The sequence below is a fragment of the Legionella sp. 16cNR16C genome (genome assembly GCF_021297775.1).
Taxonomy (GTDB): domain Bacteria; phylum Pseudomonadota; class Gammaproteobacteria; order Legionellales; family Legionellaceae; genus Legionella_C; species Legionella_C quinlivanii_A.
In genome coordinates, this window is sequence record NZ_JAJTMX010000003.1 from 526,901 (window position 1) to 551,347 (window position 24,447).

Genomic DNA, 24,447 nt, shown 5'->3' on the forward strand with positions numbered 1-24,447 from the left:
AAAAGAAGCAAAGAATAAATGAAAGCTAAAATCCGTTACAGTTGCAGTCAATGCGCAGCCAGTTTTTCCCAATGGTCAGGTCAGTGTACACAGTGTGGTGCCTGGAATTCAGTGATTGAAGAAAGTATTGCCCCGGTGAAGAATCTGCGCATTGGTAATTATGCAAATCAGAAATCAATCGTTACTTCTGTTGAAGATGTTATTATCAATCATGAAGTACGTATGGACTGCGGCTTATCGGAGCTCAATCGCGTTCTTGGCGGAGGATTGGTGGATGGTTCGGTAGTGCTAATCGGAGGTGATCCCGGTATCGGTAAATCGACTCTTTTGCTTCAGACTCTGGCGAATCTTTCCAAAGAGCAATCTGTCCTCTATGTAACGGGTGAAGAATCATTACAGCAGGTCGCCATGCGCGCAAAGCGCCTGCAGTTGCCTCTGGATGGTCTTCGCTTGCTGGCCGAAACCCATGTGGAAACCATTATAAGCCACACCCAGACTGAAAAACCACGCGTAGTGGTGATTGACTCGATACAAACTATTTTTACCGATAGCATTTCTTCCGCACCGGGTGGAGTAGGGCAGGTCCGTGAATCTGCTGCACAGTTGGTTCGTTTTGCAAAAAGCTCACAAACTGCGGTATTTCTTGTAGGCCATGTCACCAAGGAGGGCGCTCTGGCAGGCCCACGGGTTCTTGAACACATGGTGGATAGTGTCTTGTATTTTGAAGGTCAGAGTGATAGCCGGTTTCGGGTAATTCGCGCGATAAAAAATCGTTTTGGAGCGGTGAATGAGCTAGGTGTTTTTGCGATGACTGATCGCGGACTAAAAGAAGTTGCCAATCCTTCTGCAATATTTCTGTCCCGTCAACCAGAACCGACACCCGGCAGCGCAGTGATGGTTACCTGGGAGGGATCTCGTCCTATGTTAGTTGAGGTGCAGGCTTTGGTTGATGAAGCGCATGGACAGCAGCCAAAACGGGTTACGGCGGGTCTTGAACATAATCGACTGGCCATTTTATTAGCCGTTTTACATCGTCATGGCGGAGTAGCTACTTTTGATCAGGATGTGTTTATTAATGTGGTGGGCGGCGTGAAAGTGACTGAAACCGGCAGTGATCTGGCTTTGCTGGCGGCTGTGGTTTCGAGTTTGAGAAACCAGGTCTTTGACCGTGAAACAATAATCTTTGGCGAGGTCGGTTTAGCAGGCGAAATCCGTCCAGTGCAAAGCGGGCAGGAGCGCCTGAGGGAAGCTGCCAAGCATGGCTTTAAACGGGCCATTGTTCCTTTTGCCAATGCACCGAAACAGGCAATGGGACTCGAAGTAGAACCTGTCAAACATCTGCAGGAAGTATTGCAAAAGATGTAAGAAAGGCGGACATAGGTTTTAGTAATTTGCAAATAGAGAGGCTTTATACTAATAATTCGTTATGTGTATTATTTGGACAATTAATATGCCTCCTCGCAGTGTCCTCACCCCTTTTGCATTTTTAAATCCCTATAAAGACCTGACCTCTGAACAGAATGACAAAGTAAATGAGCTGGTGATGAATCTTGAAAACGAGCATCCTCTCATTGCACTGAATAATTTAAGCCTGGAAGAACCAAAAGTTGTAATGAATGTGCTCCTGCGGGTGGACATTCTGGCATTATGGAGTTCATTTCGCGAGCAAAATGAAGATCCAGAAGAGATATTTGACAAGTTAGCGCAATATGGTCCTGATTTCAGCCGGTTTCTTTTTCTCGAGCTTTGGAGCAATGAGCGTGCCTGGGCCAGAGCATCCGATGAGCATTATCTGCAAATGGCAACTAATTTTAGTACGATTCCTTTTTCTATCGAAGAGGTACAGTATTTTTTACGCCATATTAATCCCTATGATTATGTGAAACTTTGTGCTGCAAGTCTTGAATTCCATGGATTATCTATGAAAGCGATGATAAAGGAACCAGCGCTTGAAAAGCGATTTCAGAAGTTTATTGATTTTAAATCGTATCCGCCGATGTTAAAAGAGCAAAAGACCAGCCACTCCAATCCCTTAACCCAACTGAGTAATTTAATTTCCGTCAATCATCGAAATTTCAACCAGGGTACTTTGATTTCAGGGGATAAAAAAGGCTTCGTGAATAAGGGCGGAGAATGCTACGGTATTACCGGTCTGTGGCTAATAACGGATAAATTCGTTAAGCAATTTCGGAAATTAACTTCCAACCAAAGTGATTATAGCAATATGCCAATGGTAAGAAGAATTGCGGCTTTACAGCGAGCCCAATGGAGATTACGGTCTGATGATTTGCCGGAGGCCAATTTTAAAGCAGGCAGCTCGACGCAGAAATCCATTGCTCATACTATTGTAAGGGATATCCTGGCCAATCCGCAAAAAGATCGCATGCAATTCTTTTACTATGGAGAGGAAGTCGCTCATACAATGGGTTTACGTATCCAGCACAAAGACAAATCCATCGTTCTAAAATATTTTGATGCGAATTATGGTACCCGTAGGATAGAATTTACCAATAATGCAGCAGGCATTGAAAAAGCGGAAGATTTTTTAAGAAAGTATCTGAACAAATCAGGAGCGGAAACACTCTCTTATTTGCATACCTCTCAAAAGGAAATGGCCGAGCAAATTGAGTCTGCTATTGCTTCTCATGCCATAGAGCAGGAGGAGGGGATTATAGCCTTACAGAAAAAAGCGTTGCGCACAGTTCCTCTGGCTGATACGCTGCCAGACTTCGGACCGTCAGTTTCAACTACTTCTAATAAAAAGCCTGTGATGCCCAGTGAAGAAAAAAGCGAAGCACCAGTAAAAAGCCGCAGTTACAGCAGTAGCATGTGGGAAAACATAAAAAACCACAGCGCCAGAATTTCAAGGCTTGATACCGATTTGACGCATATCAAAGAAGGTCAACTTTTTGCTAATCTGTTAAAACAGGCGGACAAATTATTCGATGAAAAAGAAGCCAATTTCCCAAAACAGCAAAAAGATCGATTGTTCACTGTTCTTGCTGGCCTATGCAATGCAGTCAACATTGAGCAGTTTAAATCCGAACTCGCTCAATGTAAAACATCGGAATTCAAGACTGGGAAGTCTGTTTCTGAGGCCGCACAGAAGACGGCTGACTCAGCTTCTCCGAAGAGACATGGTTTTTTTAAAAATGATACTGGATCATCCTGCAAACGAATGGACGATTTGCTGGACGCGGTTGACGCATTGACAAAACAGGCGGCGCCGGTTATTGGATAATGTTTACAAAAATGTGTCATTCCCGCCTATTCGCACCCTAGCCCTCTCCCAAACTTGGGAGAGGGGATTTTCTATAAAAAGAAATTCGTCATGAAGTCCTCTCTCCCACAGGGAGAGAGTTAGAGAGAGGGGCAGTTTCTCTAAAGTTGAGGCTATGCTTTTAATGTTGCTCAAAATAATCAGAGGGCACGCCATAGATTGAGCAGGCTAAGGCTTTGTCTGATTTTCTTTCCCAATCCGGTTTAACCAGAACGTCCAGGGCATTCTGATAGCCCGTATTCATTCGATGATCAATAGCGGAGCGAATAAAATTGTAATCTTTGAATGAATGTGCAAAGGCCGTTCCGCGATAGATGATATGCACCACACTGAAATGTTTGCTATGACCCAGCTCGAGAATTTTCTGTACTTCGGGATCCTGCATCGCTTCCGGGGTTAATTTATCACTAAGATATTGAATAGCTGCCTGTAAATTCTGACGGCTGGTATACACGTTGGTCAAACGTCGGGAATGACTGGCGTAGCGGATATCTTTTTGACGCTCTTCCATCTCATCCATTGTTCGCGGCAAATTGCCTTGTAAGCTGAAACAGTCCACCACAAAGCAAAGTGTGTCCTGTTCGGGCAGGGCGTCCAATACGGTTACTAATGGAGTGTTGGCATAAATTCCGCCATCCCAATAGTAATTATCTCCTATTTTAACAGCTGGGAAACCGGGGGGTAAAGCACCGCTGGCCATGACATGGTCAACTGTTATTTCCGTCTTCTGATTGTTAAAAAACTCCATTTCACCAGAGGCAATATCCACAGCCCCAAGGCATAAAGTTATTTTTTTATCATTAATGCGATCGAAATCAATCAATTCTTCCAGAGTCTCACGTAAGTAGGAGGTATCATAATAACTTAAATTATCCGGCGTATTATTTGAAAAAGCATGCGGGGGTAATGGACGTGGTTTAAAAAAACCATCCAGGCCGAAAAATACAGTATGCAAAGCGCCCATACGGTTATGAAAATGGTGAAGATAATCAGGCATCTCATGCGCAAAAAAAGAATCAGTCCACAGGGCGGGAACAATTTTGTCCCAGAATGCCATTAATTTTTCGAGCTGCTTTTCCGGGGGATTACCGGCAATGATGGCACTGTTAATAGCCCCAATCGATACGCCTGCCAGAAAATTGGGCTGGTAACCCTTTTCATGGATCGCACGAAAGGCTCCTACCTGATAAGCGCCTAATGCGCCGCCACCCTGAAATATACAGGCTATTCTATCATAATGCTGCCGTGCATCGGTTAAATGGGATGGTTTATTAATTCGACATAAAGGACCTTTATGGTGGCAACTTGCATCCTCACATTTATCTTTGTGGCCCATCGTACTACTCCCGCAATCCTCGTAAAAGCTTGAGATCTTCTGGCTAAGAAGATCTCTCCCTGAAAGTTAGCATCACGCCCTGACTCAGTTTAAACTATTTACCTTCTTTTCCTGAACAAGTCGCAGCGATTTTGTAAATTTCTTTATAATACTCGTCATCTGTCATTTTTTCGGAGTTTTTACTTAAATCAACTAACTTGGGATCTGCGCAATCGCAATAGGATGTCGCAATTTTCTTATCGTTCTCATCCATTTTTGGATACACGAGCAGCCAGCGATTGTGACAGCTGTCATCGATATCTTTACTGGTTACTTTATCCAGGCCTACATTTTCCTCTACATTGTCCATTGCATCTTGCAATATGGTGCGTGACATACACACTTGAGCGGCTTTATTAATCGCTTCCTGGGTGTCAAGAGGTTGTTGGGTTTCCGCACATTTACAATATTTTTCACCAAAATTTTTAAAATCCATTTTATCAGTTATTTCCGTATTTCGGCCCATCCAGGCATTAACGCAGGTTGACTGGAACGTGGGCGCCTCGGTTTTTGTATCCGTTTTTGTATCGTCGCTAAAACCAATCGCCGGCAAACAACTTACAACTACAACTGTTAATAGTGACTTCATGGATCGAAAGGTCATGGCATGCTCCGTTGAGTGAAGTTATCATTTTCTAGCTTAGTATATAGATAGGAACTTGGCTAATTTATTTATTGAAAACAATGAATAATGTTATTTCCGAGGCCCCGCGACTGTCACTGATGCAGACTACATCGCAGTTTGTCATTGTGCTCAATCATAAGCTTAAGCTTTTCTTAAGTCTTTACGTGTAAAATATTAATCCATTGTGTTTAATTGTAAATATTCATTTTGGGAGTTTTATGCCAAACCAGGAAAATATCCCTTTACTTCCTGCTAATCAAAATGCCATAGAGCCGCCTTCATCAATCGAAAAATTCAAAACCGGCATCCGGTTGGTGGCTTCCGTTCCTGAAGGCGCAGCGAATTGGGTTTCGACTTTAGGCTTGGTGGCGATTTATTATCATCCAGGTTCGTGGCTGATTGCTCCCATGGCCCTGGGGGCGGGTATTTCACTTAGTAACGAGGTTGTAGAAGCGCTTGCCAAACGATATCCCGAAAATAAATTCCTGAAATCCCTGCATAAAGGCACGTTCTTTATGGACTACGCAGTAGGCGGGTTTCTGGCTGACTTCGGCTTTGCATGGACCATGATCACCACCGTGGCTATGGATATCGGGGGAGTGAGCTTATATAACGATAGCTTTGGTAAGATTATTGCGCCGGCTTTGGCTCTCATACCCACGCTGATTTCAACTCGTAATGAATATTACCGTGTACTGGGTGAGGGCAATGAACGTAGTTTTTCTCGACACGCTGCCAGTTTCTGGCGTGGAGGAACTGCTTTCACTGGAGTTCTGGATGTACTGATTCAGCAGGGACAGCTAGCCTTAAACTCATTTATTCCCACTACATTAATCCTTTTCACTGCGATTACAGGCCTATGTGAGTCACTGGCAAGAGAGGGCTATCCGATATTAAGCGACAGTTTAATCTTTCTATTGACCGTGCTTTGTGTGAATCCTTCGCTGGCTGCTGCTCTCTTCCATTTTCCTTTGGATATCTATGCCGCAGCTCATGATGATGAGGTTACTAATGGTCTGTTTGACGGGGATTTGGCTGGTAGCTCTTTCTTGATGGGTTTACTGTCTGCAGTGGCACTTATAGATTTTCAGTTGCAATTAGCACAGCGCCGTCAAAAAGAGCCTTCAGTGCGGGTTGAAGAAATTGAAGATGAGAATGATATCGAAAGCCAGGAATTGCTCACATTTTCAATGTCTGATTTTTCAGATGATGACGAAAACACAAATAGTGAAGTATTTGAACAACAGAACGATGCGGACGCAGATCAATCCGATGAGAACAGTGATTACTATGATGCAGATGATGATATCAGCCTAGACAGTGATGAAGTAGAGCAACTGACTTCAGAGCCACTTCTCGAAGATGAGAGTATTGAAGATTTGAGTCTCGAAGGTTTATGTATTTCTGATGACAATCCTGCTTCACCTTTGCGTCAAAAAGAGTATAATGAATCAATAAGGACGGATTATAAGCAGATAAGGGATATGTCAGAGGTAAATGTTTCTTTGCAGGGCAAGAATCGTTATCCGTTTTTTGCCAGACATAGCCTGGGAACATCTAGTGTAGTAAAGCAAGAGCATAACGACGATTTAACTCATCGTAGCGGATATGAGTCTAGCTAATTTAAGAGGTTATCATGAAAAAGTTGTTGGGTACTGTTTGTTTGGTAGTCAGTAGTTATGCAATGGCCTCAACTCAGACCAATTACATGTTTTTCCAGAGCGACTCACAGGCGCAGCTGGTAAAAAATGCTGACAGTTCGTATACCCTGACCTTGCAAAATCCTCCAGATTATCTGAGCTACTTCTCAGACAGACCAGTCCGTTCAACGGGGCTGGTAAGTTTATCTGAGTTTCTGAAGCTATGGACCGATAATTCAATTAAAGATAATTTCAAAGAGGTGCCGCCGAATGTCGCCTTCGCCATGATGCCAGCGTCTGGAAAGCAGCAGAATTTTGTAGCCGTGGTTTCTTCTCCGCATTACAAGAACAATGAAGTGAGCTACAAGCTGGCGATCATAGACAAGCAGAATATTCAGACCGGTAAAATGACGCATGTGGATGCATTCTTTGATAATATTCCATGGAATCCAGGTGGATTTGGTCATTCAAAAGAGTAATAATTATCTCCTCTTCCCTGCGACAGCACGGTCACTAAGCTAAGGAATTTGTCATTCCCGCGAATGCGGGAATCCATTCCTCAATAGGCATTATAGCTAGCTCAGAGATAGATCCCCGCCTTCGCGGGGAGGACAGTTTAATAGAAATTTGAGCTTAATGACAGTTAATCCAGTGACACAATTCCCAAATCAATCAATGCATTAGTCAATGCCATCAGAGGCAGCCCCTGAATTGTGCTATCACTGCCGATGACTTCACTAAACAGCCATTTGGCTCTTCCCTCATAATGATAAGCGCCGCAGCTTTGATAGGGTTTATCATGTTGAAGATAATTTTGAATGGCTTGCTCACTTAGGTTTTTTACAGTCAGCAAAGCGCTATCCTGAGCCTCCCATATAATTTTTCCAGCAAAAGCAATACAGCAGGCCGAAATCTGACTATGCTGTTTCCCTCTTAACAGTTTAAGGTGGATAACCGCGGTTTCATGGCCCCCAGGTTTATCCAGAATCTGCTGCTCCAATACACAGAGCTGATCTGCAGCAATTACATAAGAGGATGGGTTCGCCTCACTGACAGACAGCGCTTTAGAGCGAGCCAATTGACGGGCCAGCCCTGTAAAATCCTGGAAAGGGAATGATTGTTTGATTTCCTCTTCATCGCAATTGGAGGGAATTACACGAAAATCAAGGCCAAGTGATCGCAAAAGTTCCTGACGGGCTCTCGAACCGGATGCCAGAATAATCGGTTTTTGATGGGGGAAATTATACATAAACCGCCACCGAAGCCATTAATAGAAAACCAATGATTACAAAACTGAAATCGCGGAGATTACAGCAGCGCTCCACCATTACACAGCGCTCCAGTCCATGCAAGGTTCCCAGATAAAGAAACGTACCGGCTGAAGCTGAGATCAGTATGGAGTCAAAAAGGGAATTGGTCTCAAGTCCTCTTCCAAAATACCAGCCGAGAAAAATACCCAGCGGCGTCATCAGGCTAAACGATAGAAAAAAGAGCAGGCTTTTGGTATGACTGAGACTGCTTTTATTAAGTTGTACAGCGATTGCAAAACTTTCGGCCCATTTATGGGTAATAATGGCCAGGAAAAGCATGATTACTACTGAATTACTGTGGCTTAAGCCCAGTGCTGTGCCTAACATCAGCGAATGAACCGACAACATCCCCCAGGCTAATATGGCGAAAGCCGGATGGCGGTGATTATGATGCTGGTACAGTTCCTTGCCCAAATGTTCAAACCACAAAAAAACCAGGAAAACTAACCCGGTAATGATAAAAGCAAAAGGATAATGATAGCCTCGTTCCATAAAGGCATGATTTGCTTCAGGCAGCATATGCATTAATGCAGCACCCAGAAAAACACCGGTAGCCAGTGTTTCTCCTATAGGGAAGTCCAGGTGTTCTTCGTTTTCAATCCGTTTCTTGAAAGGTAACCAACCTGCTAATAAAATAACCGCAACAATGGCAACGGCAAATATCAGCTTTAATGTAGCTGCAGTGACAATCATGAATTTCCTTGGGTGGGATACTGTTTAATAATATGCCTGGGCCTGAAAGATGTAGGAATGATATTTTTCCATACTCTGTTTGGCAAGTGTTTTCTAGCCAATTCGACAAGCCTCATTTTCAATACTCTGGTTCAGATTCAGGATAGTAACGCGTTTAATTTCAGGATAGTTTCCGAGATCACGGATGATGGCTTCCTGAAGCAAAGAAGACCCCGATGAGAATTTAATCTGCAAATCAAGATAGATAAAGCCGTCAAGATAATGAATGGTGCATCGCTCCAGTTCAGGAAATTGCTGCTGCCAGGGAGTAATTAACATTTCTTGCAATTTTTTTCGGCTGGGAAGATGCAAGGACGGGCAAGTGACCTCATCATCTTCCGGATCCACATGAACAATAACATCTTTTACTCTTTCGAGTTTATTCACTAATGCCTGATGAACATGTTGGGCAATATAATGTCCTTCAGAGACTGATATAAACGGGGAGACAAGGATATGCACATCGATTAGGATATCGCCACCCATGAATCGGCTGCGCAACTGATGAATTTTATCCACACCATCCACTTGCTGAATAATCGTTTCAATTGCCTGCAGGGTCTCGGCGTCAACCGCGGTGTCAACCAGCTCTTTCACACTGTTCCAACCGTATTCGAGTCCCATTTTGATAATCATTAATCCCACAATGATGGCAGCGATGGCATCAAAATAAATAAACCCTGAAAGGCTGGCGACTAATCCTAATGCCACCACGACGGAAGAGGCGGCGTCTGAACGATGATGCCAGGCATTGGCAATAATCAGCTCTGATTTAATGCGCTTGCCCACATGACGGGTGTAATGAAAGAGGAGTTCATTCAACAGAATAGAAATTAAGGCAACCGGCAGGGCAAGCCAGCCAGGACGGGTGTGGCTGGCGTTCATCAGCTCGTCAATAGAATCCCAGGCAATGCCGCTTCCTGCGAGTACCAGCAGCAGCGACAACAGTAAAGTGGCGGCAGTTTCAATGCGCTGATGCCCATAAGGATGGCTGTCATCCGCATCCAGACTGCCATATCGGGAAGCAAAGAGAACCAGACCGTCGGTGAATAAGTCTGAAAAAGAGTGTACACCATCTGCAACCAGCGCATGGGAATGCCAGATAAAACCGGTGATTAATTTAATTAAACCCAGCATTGCGTTGACTAATGCGCCAAGAAGGGTAACGCGTTTGGCCTGCTTATAACGTTCTGATTGAACCATGCTGCTTTTCATGTGCAAAGTTGCTAATTTTAGCATGATTTAATTACTGTAAACACAAGCCTGATAAAAAATTAACTCGCTGCCATTGATAATGCAGCCTGTCAGAATTAAGGCAATGGCTTATAGGCCTTTGTTTTGAAGACGTTTTACAGGGTATGCACAAGCTTATCCACAGATTCTGTGGATAAGCGGTCGAATGAATGCCCCGCTTTTCGGGTTTGTAAAACCCTGGTGATGAAAAGCATAATAATAACCTGTAATTAGTTTTAAAAATCAAAAATAGATACAGTTATGCAGTATTTGTACGATTAATTTTTATTTGCACAATCCTGCAAATCGCTATAATTTAGTCATCAGAATTAATATCCACGAGGTAATTATGGAGTTTGTCAGCCGCTATGTTTCTCACAAGCCTGATTCAGAGGGCATGGTCAACTATTCCCCTGAGGAACATCGAATCTGGCAATTGCTCTATGAGAGGCAAATGCCGATTTTGGTTAATCGGGCTTGCGATGAATTTTTAAACGGCCTCGAGCGCTTGGGCCTGTCTGCCGATAAAATTCCTCAATTACCGCATATCAGCCGCAAATTGCTTGAGTTAACAGGTTGGCAGGTGGAACCGGTTGCGGCGCTAATTTCAGCGAGGGAGTTTTTTGAGTTGCTGGCACAGAGGAAATTTCCCGCGGCTACCTTTATCCGCTGTGAAGAAGAGTTGAATTATGTTCAGGAGCCGGATATTTTTCACGAACTCTTTGGTCATTGTCCCATGCTTACTAATCCGGTCTACGCCGATTTTGTGTGCAACTATGCCCAGCGGGTGCTGGGTTTTTCCGAGGATGAATGGCCTTTGCTGCAGCGCTTGTTCTGGTTTACCGTTGAATTTGGATTAATAAATAATCGCCAGGGTCTGCGGGCATATGGCGGCGGTATTCTCTCTTCAATCAGCGAAACCGCTTACAGCGTGGAAAGCGAAATTCCGATGCGGGTGATATTCAATCCTATTACTGCGTTTAGAACGCCATACCGTATTGATCAGTTACAAAAAGTTTATTTTGTTATTGATAGTTATGAGCAGCTTTACGAGCTGGTGACTCAGGATATTTCCAAATTGATTAACAGGGCGCGGGAACTGGGTGAATATCCTCCTCTTTTCCCTGTGGATCCGAATAATCCAAGCATTCATATTCTGGCCTGTTAAATTCCGCTACACTATATAGTATGCGCCATGAATGGGCACAGGGAAATTGAAATGGTTATTGACTGGCTATCATTGTAATGACAGAGCAGTCTTGCTAATATCAGTGGACCTTTTGTGTTCATTGGCGTAGTGGTCAAGGAGCATCGTTTGATTAAAGTACTCATTGTGGATGACCATGTGTTCGTTAGAATGGGTATTCGCCGTTTGTTGGAAGATTTACCTGACATGAGTGTCGTTGCTGAGGCAGAAAGCGGCGAACAGGCGTTAACACAGGTCAAGTTGCATAAACCGGATGTGATTTTGCTCGATATGAAAATGCCCGGCATTGATGGCTGGGAAGTAACCCGTCGTTTAAAAAAATCCAATCCGCAGGTCAAAATTATTGCCGTGACGGCATTATGCGCTGAACCATTGCCCTCACGAGTGCTACAATTGGGTGCAATGGGGTATGTCACAAAAGAATCCAGTGCTGAAGAAATGGCTGCCGCAATTCGCAAAGTAGCCAAGGGTGAGAAATATTTAAGCACTGAAATTGCTCAGAAAATGGCAATCAGCAGCCTCGAGGCTGACCAGGAGTCTCCTTTTGATCAGCTTTCTGAACGTGAAATGCAGGTCATGTTTATGATCACCAGTGGTATGACCGTTCAGGATATTGCCGACCGCTTATTTTTAAGTACCAAGACTATAAATGGTTATCGTTACCGCATGTTTGACAAGCTGGGCATTAAAAATGATGTCGAGCTGACCTTCCTGGCGATGAAACATCGTATTATTGAAAAGCCCACCGATGCACTGCACGATGAGTCTTAAGCAGGAGCTATCAGCTAAAAGTCTTCCCTTAAGGGAGAGGGGTTTAAATCAACCCTCACCCTGGCCCTCTCCCAGCTTGGGAGAGGGGATTTTCTTATAAAGAATCTTCCCTAGAGCCCTCTCCCCCTGAGGGAGAGAGTTAGAGAGAGGGGATTTCAGCTGAGTGCAAAAAATGTTGAGCTTTATAGTATAATTGTAACCTTATGAGTAATCACGAAGTCACTACAGATTTTTCAGCCTTTCTATCAAAGCTCACCAGCCAGCCTGGTGTTTATCGCATGCTGGATGGTGAGGGTACTGTGCTGTATGTAGGCAAAGCATTCAATCTTAAAAAAAGAGTCAGCAGTTATTTCAATAAACAAACAATCGGTACCAAGACCCAATCACTGGTCAATCAAATCACCGCTATTGACGTAACAGTAACCAGCAGCGAAACCGAAGCCTTATTGCTGGAAAGCAGCCTCATTAAAACACTGCGGCCTCGATATAACGTATTGATGCGCGATGATAAAACCTATCCTTATATTCAGGTAAGCGCTGGAAGTGTGTACCCCCGAATCGAAATGTTTCGCAGTAAGCGAAAGCCGCAGAAAGGCCAGGTATTTGGACCTTATCCCAGTGCGGGCTCGGTACGGGAAACACTTGGAGTGATTCAGAAAGTGTTTAAAATCCGCAATTGCCGCGACAGTTATTTTAATGCACGTTCAAGACCCTGCCTGCAATATCAGATTAAACGCTGCAGCGCTCCCTGCACTGCCTATATCAGTCCTGAAGACTATCAGCAATCAATCAATGATGCGCTGCGGTTTTTGCAGGGTAAATGCGGGCAAATTCTTGATGAGCTGGCTAAGCGCATGGAGAGTGCAGTTGAGCGCCTGGCTTTTGAGGAAGCCGCTGTTTTGCGCGATCAGATAAAAAGTTTACGTCTCGTACAGGAACAGCAGGGGATAATTCAGTTGCGCGGCGATGCCGATGTGATTGTCATGGATGTACAGCCAGGTTTTGCCTGTATTCAATGTCTCACGATCAGGGATGGTCAGGTGATTGCCAGCCAAAGTTTTTTTCCCAGCATGCCCAGAAAACACATTGCTCTTGAAGAATATGAACCCAATGATTTGCGTCAGCAGGTATTTGAAGCCTTTGTTTCATACTATTATCTTGAAACGCCAGAGAGGATTCCTTCGCTCATTATATTGGATGAGGCTTTGACCGATGAGCCGGTCATTGAACTGATGTTGGGCGATCTAAGAAAAAAAGAGGTTCGCATTAATTCAAAGCCGCGAGGGATCAAAGCCAGATGGCTTGAGCTGGCCCGCAAAAATCTGCGTCTGGCAGTGTCTGAGCATATTGCTTCCACCACCACACTTGAAAGACGCTACAGCTCTCTTATGGAGTTACTTGCTCTGCCTTCGGCGATTACCCGAATGGAGTGCTTTGATATCAGCCATACGCAAGGGGATTCCACGGTTGCATCCTGCGTGGTATTTAATCAGGAGGGTCCCTGGAAAAGTGAATACAGACGCTTCAACATTCAGGGTATTACGCCAGGAGATGATTATGCGGCGATGGAGCAGGCGATTACCCGCCGCTTCAGACGTCTGACGGCAATGCAGAATTTGCCGGATGTACTGATAATTGACGGTGGCAAAGGGCAGGTTGGAGTGGCATCGAAGGTATTATCTTCATTAGGCGTTCAATCGGTTTTTTTGCTGGGAATTGCAAAAGGTCCGGAACGAAAGGCTGGCTGGGAGCGTCTGATCCTGGTATCTCAGGATAGAGAAATCACTTTACCCATGGATTCTCCAGCGCTTCACCTTTTGCAGCATATTCGCGATGAAGCGCATCGGTTTGCAATTACTTCCCATCGTAAAAAGCGTTTACAAACTGGACTGGATTCCTCCTTATTAACTATCGAGGGAGTAGGGCCAAAGCGGCGTCAGGCACTGATGAACCGTTTTGGCGGTCTCAGAGAACTGGCAAAAGCGCCTTATGATGAAATTGTAAAAGTATCCGGAATCAATGCCGAACTGGCAATGCGAATTTTTCAACATTTCCATCCTGAGGCTTGAAAAAAGGCGACATTTGAGAGAATGTATAGGCTTTTGTCTGCATTGGCCGGTATTTCAGAATTTGTAGCTGGAAAAGTTTCCTTTTTAGCTAAACTTTTTTCACCTTCTACCGACATTAGCTTTGAAACAGATTAATAACACAAATTTAAGCACGTTTTTTGCTTGAGAAAAGATAAATGCACGAAGGGAGCAAATTATGAGAAAACTATTAGCAGTGATGACATTATTGCTATCGACTTCAGTGTCTGCCGCAAGCAATTATTACGGCGTGGGTCTTTGTGCTTATTCTCAGTATCAATGCATCAAAGTGCAAAAGGGACAAACCTGGGAAACGCTGTTTCCAGACCCAGTGCAGCGTGATATTGTTCAGCGTTTAAACCGCTCCTACAATCATTTATGGGCGGGCAAGGAAATTGTAGTCCCAAAAGATCTTAATCAAAAAACGTTGCTCGATTTCGCCCCCTTCCCGCAAAAAATTGAACCCGAGGATGAAAAGCAGGTGATTGTCGATCAGGACAAATTAGCCTGGGCAGCTTATGATGTGAACGGCAAGCTGGTTAACTGGGGTCCTATCTCTTCAGGCCGGGATAAATGCTCTGACAGCAATCACTCTTGCCGGACAATGACTGGGATATTCCATTTCTTCAGCAAAGAAAATGAGAAATGCCGTTCCAACGTGTTCCCTATCGGCAGAGGGGGCGCAAAGATGCCTTACTGTATGTATTTCCACAAAGGTTTTGCTTTACACGGTTCCGATGATATGCCTGGGGAGCGGGCCAGTCATGGATGTGTCAGGTTGTTCACGCAGGATGCGCTTTGGTTGAATCATGAATTTGTAGAAATAGCCAACCCCAAAATTAATCGATTGGGTACAAAGGTAATTGTTCGTCCAATATTGGCCACCAACAGTGGAGCAAAAAAATGAAAACAATAAATTCCGGAAAAACTCTGCTGCTTGCGTCTGTGTTGTTAAGTTTAATGCAAGCAAGTTATGCAGAAAAGGTCGAGAAAGAAGATAACCGAAATCCTCTCGGTTGCCGTGACACCGGTTATCTGTTTGAATTAAAAACACTGAAACTGCTTCCAGAAGAGGCTGGGGCCGCCCAGTCTATGTACTTTCTATTTAATAAGTCAAATCAGGCAGTTAGTTTGTATCAGATGCTCAATAAGGAAAGTTCGCGCAGCATGTATCTGAATCATACGATCCGAAATGGACAGTGGGCAGTGCTATCAACAAGTGAAAAGCTGATGAAGTACATCTGTACTGTACCACAGAAGGGTTCTACTTATGGTCAGATAGTGGATTGTGCGGATCATCTACAGGTCTGTGAGTATACCAATGTAAAATATGGGTTGAATAATAAAGGAAATTACTGGCTGGTAAACGGTAATACAAGGAGTGGCGCTCTTCGCGATGTTGTGCGTTATGGCATCATTCCGGCGCTATAAGATCGCAAATACTTGGCAAGCGATAACAAAAAGAGGGAGTCACCATGAAATCATTTATCCCGTGGTTTTGTCTGGTAGCTGCAACTGCAGCCAATACTGTACAAGCTGCTGACGGAGTCGACGCTTATCGTCGCGGCAATTATTTTCTGGCTGCCAAAAGCTTTGCGGAGGGACCAGGCAAGGATCCTGTAGTCGAGTATTACATGGGAAGAATGCGGCTTTATGGTTATGGAGAGCTAAAAAATAATGCATTGGCGCTTCGTTATTTTACCGATGCGGCCCAGAAAGGGTATATGCCAGCCCAGGAGTTACTCGCTCGCTATTATCTGCAAAAAGGAAAAGACCCGGCGCAGGCATTTCAGTGGTTTAAAAAACTGGCTGATGCCGATAACACTGCGGCGCAAATGTATTGTGCTGCTGCCTATATCTACGGATATGGAGTTAAACAAAATACCGATATGGGGCGCCGCTATTTCATTGAGGCGGCAAAAAATGGCAACCCGATTGCACAATTTGCCGTTGCTGATCATTTTCTGGATAGCAGAGACAGCAGAAATAAGAAATTGGGTTTGATATGGCTGAACAAGGCTGCCGAACAGAATAACCCCAAAGCATTGGTAAAACTGGGTGAACTATATGCTGCTGGTGGAATTGTTACCCGTGACCTGGCCAAAGCCAAACAGTTAATGGAGCAGGCCGCGAATCAGAATTACACCCCGGCAATGGTTTCTTTAGGGGAACTTGCGCAAAAGCAAAACAATTTCGCTGAAGCCAAGGACTGGTTTAGCAGAGCAGCAGAAGCTAACAATATCGATGCTCAGCTTGATCTGGCCAAATTCTATCTGGCGGCTACCAACCCGCAGCAGGATGTCGACTCTGGCTTTATGTGGATGCTAAAAGCTGCACAAAACGGTTCTATGGATGCTCAAAAGTCTTTATCTGAAATGTATAAGAAGGGACAAGGTGTTGCGGTGGATGAAAATCTGGCTGCCCAATGGAAGCAGACTGCAGAAGCGAATGCCAGCAAAAAGATTGAGCTTGATCCGCAAATCGCTGCCGCGCGTTGGCTAAGTAACGATACAGAAGAGCAATTTAACGGTGTTTACCAACTGGGCGGGATTTACAGCGCCTGGAATAATCCGCAAGCGTTAAAAGAAAATAATTATAATGCGCCGCCACAAATGGATGCGGTGACTCGTAAGCATTTGTATCAGCCGCAATTCGTGATGGCTCAACCGGATACCATTCCAATTAACGATTATTTTGATGTGTTGGCTCCGATGCTGACTGGCGCCCATTCCAATGACTGGTCTTACCCTCGCTACCCGATTGACAAGCAAATTGCTTCGTTGGTACGTCATGATTCAATGGTCCTCAAGCACAAACAAGGTTCAGCGCCAGTGGATGATGGAGCGTCCTATCTGCAAAAAGATGAGGAAGAAAACTCCCCTGATTATCTGGCACAGCAAACATTGGGCTGGAAGCAACAGGCCAATATGCAAGCCGTTCTAAGTGAGATGTATAACCAGGCAATTCTTGGAAATTCCTCAGCACAATTTGAAATTGGCCAGTTATATCAATACGGTATTGGTGTGGTCAAAAATATTGACCAGGCGATTATTTATTATCAATTGGCAGCTGCCCAGCAGGATGTAAGGGCAGAATATAATCTTGGTGTAATGTATCTCGAAGGAAAAACCAATCCGGTTGATTATCAGAAAGGTATCGAATGGATGACTGATGCGGCCTTTAAGGGCAACGCCTATGCGCAATATGTGCTGGCTAACATCTATGAAAAAGGCCTGACTGATCCAAACGGCAACGAAATGATTAAGCCCAATCATCAACAGGCGATGGCAATGTATTACCTGGCTTCAGCGAATCATTATGGTGAAGCCGAATACCGTCTGGCTGATTATCTGGTAAAGGAAAAACAGTCCGGTTTAAGCCAGGCCGCTAAAAAGCATCGCAGCGATCTTATCAAACGCCTGTATGCGGGCGCTGCCAAACAAGGGGTGGCAGAGGCGATTCTTCCGCTGGCGTTCTATAACGCGATGGACAGCGATCCCAAAAAACAGGAGCAAGCGTTTGAAACGGCGCGCCGGGAAGCTCGTAATGGAAATTCTGAAGCCGCTCTGTTGCTGGGTATGATGTATGATCGGGGTATTGCAGTTTCCCCAAATCAATACGAGGCCTTATACTGGTATCAGCAGGCAACGACCAATCCGGTGAGCGCGTTTATACTGGGTACCTATTTTACTGAGGGCAATGGGGTTGCCAAGGATACTGAAAAAGGCCGCGCGTTGTTACAGGAATCAGCTGATGCCGGATTTTCCTATGCCAGTCTGAATTTAGGTGTTCTTAAGCACGATGTTGGTGAATATTTCCTGACCGAACTCGATGACGCCAGGAAGCAGGGCAACAGTAAAGCAGGTTTATTGCTCGCTGACTATTTCCTGCAGCAGGCCAATGATCCCGAAAAAATGAAACAGGCCCGCGATATCTATGAGTACTTTGCCGGGAAGGGTGATAAGGATGCGCAATTAAAACTGGCGTTTCTTTATGATCGGGGTCTTGGGGGAGAGGCGAACAGTGAAGTGGCAGCACATTGGTATACAGAAGCTGCTGAGCAGAACCAGCCAATCGCTCAATTTTTACTGGCACAGCTCTATCAGATGGGACGTATCGGTAAACAGCCTGATTATGAAATGGCAAAGAAATGGTACAAGCAGGCACAAGCCCATTCTCCCTATGCCTCGGTAGCGCTGGGTTTTATCTATGACACTGTAGATGATGACTATGCCAATGCAGCGGATAACTACAGCCGTGCTGCAGCTACCGGCGATGCCATTGCTCAGTATGATCTCGGCCTTCTCTATGAAAACGGTAAAGGAATGCCAGTCAATCCTGAAAAGGCCAGAGAGTATTTTCAACAGGCAGCCGAGCAGGGTTATGGCAAGGCAATGACCCAGCTGGCCGGACTCTACTTTAATGGAATCAATGGTATTCGTGATGAGCAACAGGCATTGCACTGGTACAAGAAAGCTGTCGCCGCAGGCGATAGCGGGGCAATGTACCAGCTTGGTCTGTTATCCGAGACTGGAGTGGCCACAAAGCTTGATTTTCCCAATGCAGTCAGTTATTACCAGCAAGCCTCAGATCTCGGGAATGAAAAAGCGCAAATGGCCCTGGCAAGAATGTATCAGTATGGTATAGGGGTACAGAAAGACATTCAGCATGCCGCTGATATCTACAAGGGTCTTGCGGCAAACAGTAATGCCTATGCTCAGTATCAGCTAGCCATGATGTATATCGATGGGCAGCTGGGAGAGCCCTCCATTGCTCAGGGCAAGCCACTGTTGGTTAAGGCCAGCAGCAATGGCAGTAATCAGGCTGAAACTATGCTGCGCTTGCTAAATGCCCAGCAGGAACAGAAGCTCAGTTTTATTGAGCCCCTGCAATTGAACAAAGCTCCTGTGCTGGCTGGACAACCTGCGGAGTTGATGTATATGGATGCTCTGAATGAATGGAATCGTGGTGATGAAACCCTGTCACGTATGATTCTGGATCGTCTGATGACTCAGTTCCCGCATTATGTCCCTGCGAAAAAGGTCTATGAGCAATTGAATCAGCAAAATAAAGCGCCGGATTTGGGCTAGTCCCAGGTTAATTCAGGGAGGGGCTTAGCCCCTCCTTTAATACTCCTCCAGCTCTTCTCTTAAACGTTTTTCTTCGAGAATGTCTTCAATTCGTCTTCGCCGTTCAAGTCTTTTGCTGGAAGCAGTTTCACATACCGCGTCGTCCATACTGTGGTCGTCATTTATTTCAGATTCGAATTCATTAAAATCCTGCGATTCCATGCAACCTCCTTTTGCTGTTGGCAGCTTCCATTTTGAATTGCCTCATACAAAATAACAGAAATCCGGGGCGAGATTCAATGAGTTTTTGTACTGTTAAATTAAGAGAAAGTCCCTTCTCCCAACTGGGAGAGGGTTAATTTTAACCCCTCTCTAACTCTCTCCCCTGAGGGAGAGAGGATTTTGAAGGTTCCGTTTAAAAAGAAAATCCCCTCTCCCTTTGGGAGAGGGCTAGGGAGAGGGTTAATTATACCTATATCAGCAGTTAATTTTGTGAAGAAGATTCTGAGTCCAGTTCCTTTTCGATAGCTTTAATAAAGCGTGTCGAATCAGGGGCGGTGGTTGAAAAAAAATAAGTGACCAGTTCGCCATTTCGATTAATCAGGTATTTATGAAAATTCCATTTGGGAGCACTGCCAAATCCTAATGTTTTATGAGCCCATTGAAAAAAAGGATGGGCATTTTTTCCGGAAACCACTTCCTTGCCGGTCATTGGAAAGGTTACGCCATAATTAATCTGGCAAAATTGACCGATTTCTTCTTCTGTTCCTGGCTCCTGTTTGCCAAAATCATTGGAAGGCACGCCAATAATCACCAAACCGCGATCTTTATAGTCCTGGTACAATTTTTCCAGACCTGTATATTGTGGTGTAAAACCACATTTCGAGGCAGTATTCACAACAACTAACACCTTGCCTTTAAAATTTGCCAGCGGCAGATCTTGTCCTCCTGCTAACTGGTGAAATGAGTAGTGGTAGGCATTATCATGAGAGGATATTGTCATAGGTAAATCCTTTTGAGTGGAATGAAGCGTGAGTTTGTAACTCACGCGGTTTAAAGAGTCTGAGCTGGAGCGCTATTTTGCGCCAATTCTGCCTGTTTTTCAGCCTCAGCTTCCGCATCTTTGACTTTGGCCTTTTCAGTTTGCAGGGCGTTTTTTATCACATCGCTATTAGTGGTCTTGCTAATCGGATTTTCAATATAGTTTTTGCGTTGTGTTGCTTCCTGAGCTGCGACGCGCCGCATTTCTTGCAGACGTGCCTGCAGTTCTGGAGTGTCAAACAGTTCATCAACAGTTTTCGATTTTCCATTAACCACAGTAGTGATATTGGAAAGCGATTTGCTGGGATCTTTAGGATCCGGGAAAGTGCCTTCCTGAAAACCGGCACGTAAACAAGCCTCAAAAGAGCGTCTGCCTAATTCCATTGCCCATTTTTCATCCTTGTGCTGTACCTTCATGTTAATGGAATTTGCCCCGGTGGCATAGACTGCAGAAGCGAGTGAGGTTAAATCATAAAGGACATTATCGTGACGGGTGTTGTAATAAAGAAAGCCGTATTGAGGTAACTGCATAGAGTATTTGCCATCCTTAACATTCATAGGCAAACCTGTGATGCCTTCCATGTACTGAAGATCTTCAATCTTAACATTTTCAAAAATGGCAAGGCCTTTCTCATTAACATTGACAGAGATTGTCGTAGCAGCAGCGGCTTTACCTTTTTTATTTAGTTCAGCAACACGAGCAATTTCTTGCTGCATGGCATTGGAGTGATGCCACATGGTTGCCAGCCAGGCTACACGGCGACGCTCATTTTCTGCCTGAGTGTGCAGACTTTTAACCTCTTCTGTCACCGAGCTTTCAAACTTGGAGAGGGCGTCTTTGTGTGCCTTATCCAGCTTTGTTTCCATTTCTTTTTTAAAACTTTCCAGCTGGGTATCGGTGCTCAGGCCCATGGTTGTTTTAAGCTTGGTTTTAAAATCATCCTCTTTAAACAGGGCTTCCAGCTTGTCTTTTTCCAGTTTATGCTGATTTTCAATCGCCTTTTTGGCGTCAGCATTTGCCTCCTGCAGCTTGCTGGCGACTGCTTCAACCTGATAGCGCGGTGTCTTACTATGTAACAGATTATTCAGCGCAGTCACTGAGTTCGCATACTCTTTTTGCGCTGCTGTGGTTTTGTCATCAGTAACCAGAATATCCTCAAGCGCTTTTTTTACCGCTTTGGCAGGATCTGTATCCTGATTGATCTTATGACCGAAGTTTTCCTTCTCATCCTGGGTTTTAATCTCAGCAAATACGTCTGTATTTTTAACTTTGTTTTTTTCGTAGTCATCGAAGGGTGTTTTGCTGCCCAGTTTTATTTGATCAGGTCCTTTCGCACTGGTTTCGTAAGCTTTAAATTGCTTGTGCATTGAATCAGGACTGAACAGTTCCATGCGCTGTTCGGTTTTCAAGTGGGTACCAAAAGGAATAAGTGCTACCGGAACATTATCGAGTAACGCTTTTCCGCCAGATACTAATGCGGAGCCTACCTGAGTGAGAACTTCTTTTGGATCAGCCATAAAATTTCCAATTGTTACTGCATTTATCACTTAAGTATATCAGCAAAAAATTAACTGTGAATTAAGAAATAAATCAACAATAAAAAATATAATCCGTGCATAATCCTGTATATTTTGCTATTATAGTGAGCAAATTTTATATAACTTAAACCGCTTTACCTTGGTTTTGCTTTATCTTGGAAGTTCTATGACAAATGATTCAACAAGCTTTGCATCTCTTGGACTATCTCAGGCTTTATTAAAAGCCCTGTCTGATATGCAATTTCAAACGCCCTCTCCTGTTCAGGCGCAAACCATTCCCTGCCTGCTTGAGGGACAGGATGTTATTGCCCAGGCGCAAACCGGTACGGGCAAAACGGCAGCCTTTGCTTTGCCAATATTGCAGCAGTTAAACCTGAAATCCTCTGCAACGCAAGCCTTAATTTTAGCGCCCACACGCGAGCTCGCCATTCAGGTGGCTGAACAATTTTCTGCTTTGAGTATTCATTTAGCTGGCATCACCGTCTCTGTTCTTTGTGGAGGACAGGATTATCGCCGTCAGTTAAAACAATTAAAAGACGGTGCCCAAATCGTGGTCGGGACACCAGGTCGAATTCTTGATCACATCGACAGAGGCACTTTACAGCTTAATCAGCTGAAGACTTTTGTACTTGATGAAGCGGATGAAATGCTGCGTATGGGCTTTATTGAAGACGTGGAGCTGATCCTGTCCAAATTGCCTGAAGCAAAACAAATGGCATTATTTTCAGCGACAATGCCTTATCGTATTCGCCAGATTGCCAATAACTATCTTCGCGACCCTGTTTCTATTGAAATTCGCTCAGAAACAGCCACTGTTAAAAGTATTGAACAGCGCTTTCTTTTTGCTTCTCAGGGTCAGAAACCTGATGCCTTACATCGTATTCTGGCGGTTGAAGAGTATCAAGGGGTGATTGTTTTTGTTCGGACTAAAAGCAGCACAGAAGAAGTTGCCGAATCCCTGCAACAGCAAGGTTACCGGGCAATGGCTATTCATGGCGATATTACCCAGGCGTTAAGAGAGCGGATTATTGCCCAGTTCCGTCAGGGTGCGATTGATATTCTGGTAGCTACCGACGTAGCCGCACGGGGTCTGGATGTTGAGCGTGTCACGCATGTTATCAATTATGATGTTCCGCATGATTGTGAAACTTATGTACACCGTATCGGTAGGACTGGGCGTGCTGGTCGAAGCGGGGTGACTATCCTGTTTATTACTCCACGAGAATCAAGAATTCTCACTACCATTGAAAGGCATACGCGCCAACGCATTGAAAAAATTACGGTTCCGAATGATCATGCAATTCAGCAAGCTCGTCAGAAACGCTTTATGGATAATATTTCTGCTCGATTAACGCATGAGCACTTACCGGCTTATAAAGCCATTGTGGAAAATTATCTTGCCCAAAATGAAGTGTCGCCCGCTGACGTTGCTGCAGCCCTGGCATTGCTGCTTCATCAGGATAAACCCTGGCAGCAAAACTTGCCGCAATTTAAAGAAGCTAAAGAAAGACGCAGCCGTGATGGCGATGTGAGAAGCTCAAGAGGCAGTGAGCGCCGTCGAGAGGACCGTTTTGAATTGTCAGCAAGAAAGTCAGGTAAAAGCGATAAGCGATTTGCTGATAATCATCAACAGGAATTGTTTAGAATCGATGTGGGACGTATTCACGGTGTGAAACCCGGTAACATTGTGGGAGCGATAGCTAATGAAGCGGGATTACAGAGCCGTCAGATTTCTGGCCTGAAAATTCATGAAGATTATTCCACTGTTCGTTTACCACAAGGCATGCCAAAAGAAGTATTCCAGGATCTGAACAAAGCCTGGGTTTGCGGGCGTCAGTTAAAGCTGACCTCGTTGGGTGTGGTGTAAGGTCAAGGCCTTCATCACCTCTTAACCCGGACACAAGCACGGTCTTTGCGAGCATTAGCGAAGCAATCCACCTACTAACTTTGTTTAAGTTTCGATCTGGATTGCTTCACTTCGTTCGCAAAGACAGCAAGTTAGCTTGGTTCTATTTATGTAGCAGCGCCGGACAAGTCGCGGTCTGAACCAAGGCTAGATTTTCGGTGTATTTGAACCAGAACTCGCCAAAGCTGCCACTCCCAAGACCAGCAATGCAGCACCACCACCTAACAGGGTATAGTGATTGATCAATGAAGGCTGGGTATTAGTCACTCTCATCCGCGTTTTAATTTCTTCAACCAATAATTTCAAGGGTTCATCCGCATGGATTGGACTTGCCAGTTCGCTGATAAGTGTATTCAGGAATTTTTGATTGTATTTCTGTGTAATTTCTATGGGTTCTCTTTGATAGTATTCCATCGTTAAAGCATGCGCCTCTGCCACTGCGGCGGTAAGATTCAGTGCATCCTCATCCTTCCAGTGCTGAATGCCAAAACTCTCTTTATGCATGAAGCGCTTTGTATCGTCTGAACTGTGAAAATTTTGCCTGGCTCTCTGTATTTTGCCGGGGGTATTGAGAATAGAAACCAGATATCTATAAAACTTTTCTCGAAATTCCTCAGGTGTCACTGCCATGA

19 protein-coding genes and 1 pseudogene are annotated in these 24,447 nt (G+C 44.5%); 11 read left to right on the forward strand and 9 right to left on the reverse strand.

Annotation, left to right across the window (positions count from 1 at the left end):
- Positions 1-18 precede the first annotated feature (18 nt).
- On the forward strand, positions 19-1,365 hold the full coding sequence (radA, locus tag LXA66_RS12430) for a DNA repair protein RadA (RefSeq protein WP_133139630.1): 1,347 nt from the start codon (positions 19-21) through the stop codon (positions 1,363-1,365).
- Between the two features lie 85 nt (positions 1,366-1,450).
- Entirely contained in the window at positions 1,451-3,241 is a 1,791-nt protein-coding gene (locus tag LXA66_RS12435) for a hypothetical protein (protein ID WP_233013405.1), read from the forward strand.
- A gap of 160 nt (positions 3,242-3,401) precedes the next feature.
- Here the strand turns inward: LXA66_RS12435 and LXA66_RS12440 are convergent, their stop codons facing one another.
- Together LXA66_RS12440 and LXA66_RS12445 are read right to left on the reverse strand one after the other, a co-directional pair.
- A complete protein-coding gene (locus LXA66_RS12440) occupies positions 3,402-4,616 on the reverse strand; it encodes a patatin-like phospholipase family protein (RefSeq protein ID WP_112220682.1) in 1,215 nt (404 codons plus the stop codon).
- 94 nt (positions 4,617-4,710) lie between these two features.
- Positions 4,711-5,259: a hypothetical protein gene (locus LXA66_RS12445; protein ID WP_233013406.1), complete on the reverse strand. Its 549-nt coding sequence runs from the start codon at positions 5,257-5,259 to the stop codon at positions 4,711-4,713.
- Between the two features lie 239 nt (positions 5,260-5,498).
- Between LXA66_RS12445 and LXA66_RS12450 the strand changes: the two genes are divergently transcribed.
- The gene (locus tag LXA66_RS12450; protein ID WP_233013407.1) at positions 5,499-6,902 is read left to right on the forward strand and encodes a hypothetical protein; all 1,404 of its coding nucleotides are present in this window, start codon (positions 5,499-5,501) and stop codon (positions 6,900-6,902) included.
- Positions 6,903-6,916: 14 nt separating this feature from the next.
- A complete protein-coding gene (locus LXA66_RS12455) occupies positions 6,917-7,399 on the forward strand; it encodes a hypothetical protein (RefSeq protein ID WP_133139626.1) in 483 nt (160 codons plus the stop codon).
- Positions 7,400-7,563: 164 nt separating this feature from the next.
- Here LXA66_RS12455 and LXA66_RS12460 read toward each other — a convergent pair whose 3' ends face one another.
- The 3 genes from LXA66_RS12460 to LXA66_RS12470 all read right to left on the reverse strand — a co-directional run bounded on the left by LXA66_RS12460 (position 7,564) and on the right by LXA66_RS12470 (position 10,165).
- Positions 7,564-8,169 carry a nucleoside triphosphate pyrophosphatase gene (locus LXA66_RS12460; RefSeq protein ID WP_233013408.1) on the reverse strand — a complete coding sequence of 202 codons (606 nt, stop codon included), beginning with the start codon at positions 8,167-8,169 and terminating at the stop codon, positions 7,564-7,566.
- Positions 8,162-8,923 carry a ZIP family metal transporter gene (locus LXA66_RS12465; protein ID WP_255665366.1) on the reverse strand — a complete coding sequence of 254 codons (762 nt, stop codon included), beginning with the start codon at positions 8,921-8,923 and terminating at the stop codon, positions 8,162-8,164. Before LXA66_RS12465 ends, LXA66_RS12460 begins: the two co-directional genes overlap by 8 nt.
- Before the next feature lie 93 nt (positions 8,924-9,016).
- Complete coding sequence (locus LXA66_RS12470; RefSeq protein ID WP_233013947.1) at positions 9,017-10,165, reverse strand: cation diffusion facilitator family transporter; 1,149 nt, start codon at positions 10,163-10,165, stop codon at positions 9,017-9,019.
- A gap of 379 nt (positions 10,166-10,544) precedes the next feature.
- Here LXA66_RS12470 and phhA point away from each other — a divergent pair, with 379 nt between their 5' ends.
- The 6 genes and pseudogenes from phhA (at position 10,545) to LXA66_RS12500 (ending at position 19,350) form a co-directional block, all read left to right on the forward strand.
- Positions 10,545-11,363, forward strand: a complete 819-nt coding sequence (phhA, locus tag LXA66_RS12475) for a phenylalanine 4-monooxygenase (protein WP_133139624.1) — start codon at positions 10,545-10,547, stop codon at positions 11,361-11,363.
- A 147-nt stretch (positions 11,364-11,510) separates the two neighbouring features.
- Positions 11,511-12,173 carry a two-component system response regulator LetA gene (letA, locus tag LXA66_RS12480; RefSeq protein ID WP_058506407.1) on the forward strand — a complete coding sequence of 221 codons (663 nt, stop codon included), beginning with the start codon at positions 11,511-11,513 and terminating at the stop codon, positions 12,171-12,173.
- A 278-nt stretch (positions 12,174-12,451) separates the two neighbouring features.
- Positions 12,452-14,176 (forward strand): annotated as a pseudogene (gene uvrC / locus LXA66_RS12485) (excinuclease ABC subunit UvrC); the annotation flags it as partial.
- 262 nt (positions 14,177-14,438) lie between these two features.
- On the forward strand, positions 14,439-15,167 hold the full coding sequence (locus LXA66_RS12490; protein ID WP_112220675.1) for a L,D-transpeptidase: 729 nt from the start codon (positions 14,439-14,441) through the stop codon (positions 15,165-15,167).
- Positions 15,164-15,691 (forward strand): endopeptidase IV, encoded by a 528-nt coding sequence (locus LXA66_RS12495; protein ID WP_233013410.1) that lies wholly within the window; start codon positions 15,164-15,166, stop codon positions 15,689-15,691. Before LXA66_RS12490 ends, LXA66_RS12495 begins: the two co-directional genes overlap by 4 nt.
- Before the next feature lie 44 nt (positions 15,692-15,735).
- Positions 15,736-19,350, forward strand: a complete 3,615-nt coding sequence (locus tag LXA66_RS12500; protein ID WP_233013411.1) for a tetratricopeptide repeat protein — start codon at positions 15,736-15,738, stop codon at positions 19,348-19,350.
- Positions 19,351-19,386: 36 nt separating this feature from the next.
- On the opposite strand, the gene LXA66_RS12505 is transcribed toward LXA66_RS12500, so the two are convergent.
- The 3 genes from LXA66_RS12505 to LXA66_RS12515 all read right to left on the reverse strand — a co-directional run bounded on the left by LXA66_RS12505 (position 19,387) and on the right by LXA66_RS12515 (position 21,888).
- On the reverse strand, positions 19,387-19,551 hold the full coding sequence (locus LXA66_RS12505; RefSeq protein WP_165483174.1) for a PA3496 family putative envelope integrity protein: 165 nt from the start codon (positions 19,549-19,551) through the stop codon (positions 19,387-19,389).
- 262 nt (positions 19,552-19,813) lie between these two features.
- Complete coding sequence (locus LXA66_RS12510; protein ID WP_233013412.1) at positions 19,814-20,332, reverse strand: glutathione peroxidase; 519 nt, start codon at positions 20,330-20,332, stop codon at positions 19,814-19,816.
- A gap of 50 nt (positions 20,333-20,382) precedes the next feature.
- On the reverse strand, positions 20,383-21,888 hold the full coding sequence (locus tag LXA66_RS12515; RefSeq protein ID WP_233013413.1) for a hypothetical protein: 1,506 nt from the start codon (positions 21,886-21,888) through the stop codon (positions 20,383-20,385).
- Between the two features lie 187 nt (positions 21,889-22,075).
- Between LXA66_RS12515 and LXA66_RS12520 the strand changes: the two genes are divergently transcribed.
- Positions 22,076-23,776: a DEAD/DEAH box helicase gene (locus LXA66_RS12520; protein ID WP_233013414.1), complete on the forward strand. Its 1,701-nt coding sequence runs from the start codon at positions 22,076-22,078 to the stop codon at positions 23,774-23,776.
- Between the two features lie 186 nt (positions 23,777-23,962).
- Here the strand turns inward: LXA66_RS12520 and LXA66_RS12525 are convergent, their stop codons facing one another.
- Positions 23,963-24,445: a hypothetical protein gene (locus tag LXA66_RS12525; protein WP_233013415.1), complete on the reverse strand. Its 483-nt coding sequence runs from the start codon at positions 24,443-24,445 to the stop codon at positions 23,963-23,965.
- Between the last annotated feature and the right edge of the window lie 2 nt (positions 24,446-24,447).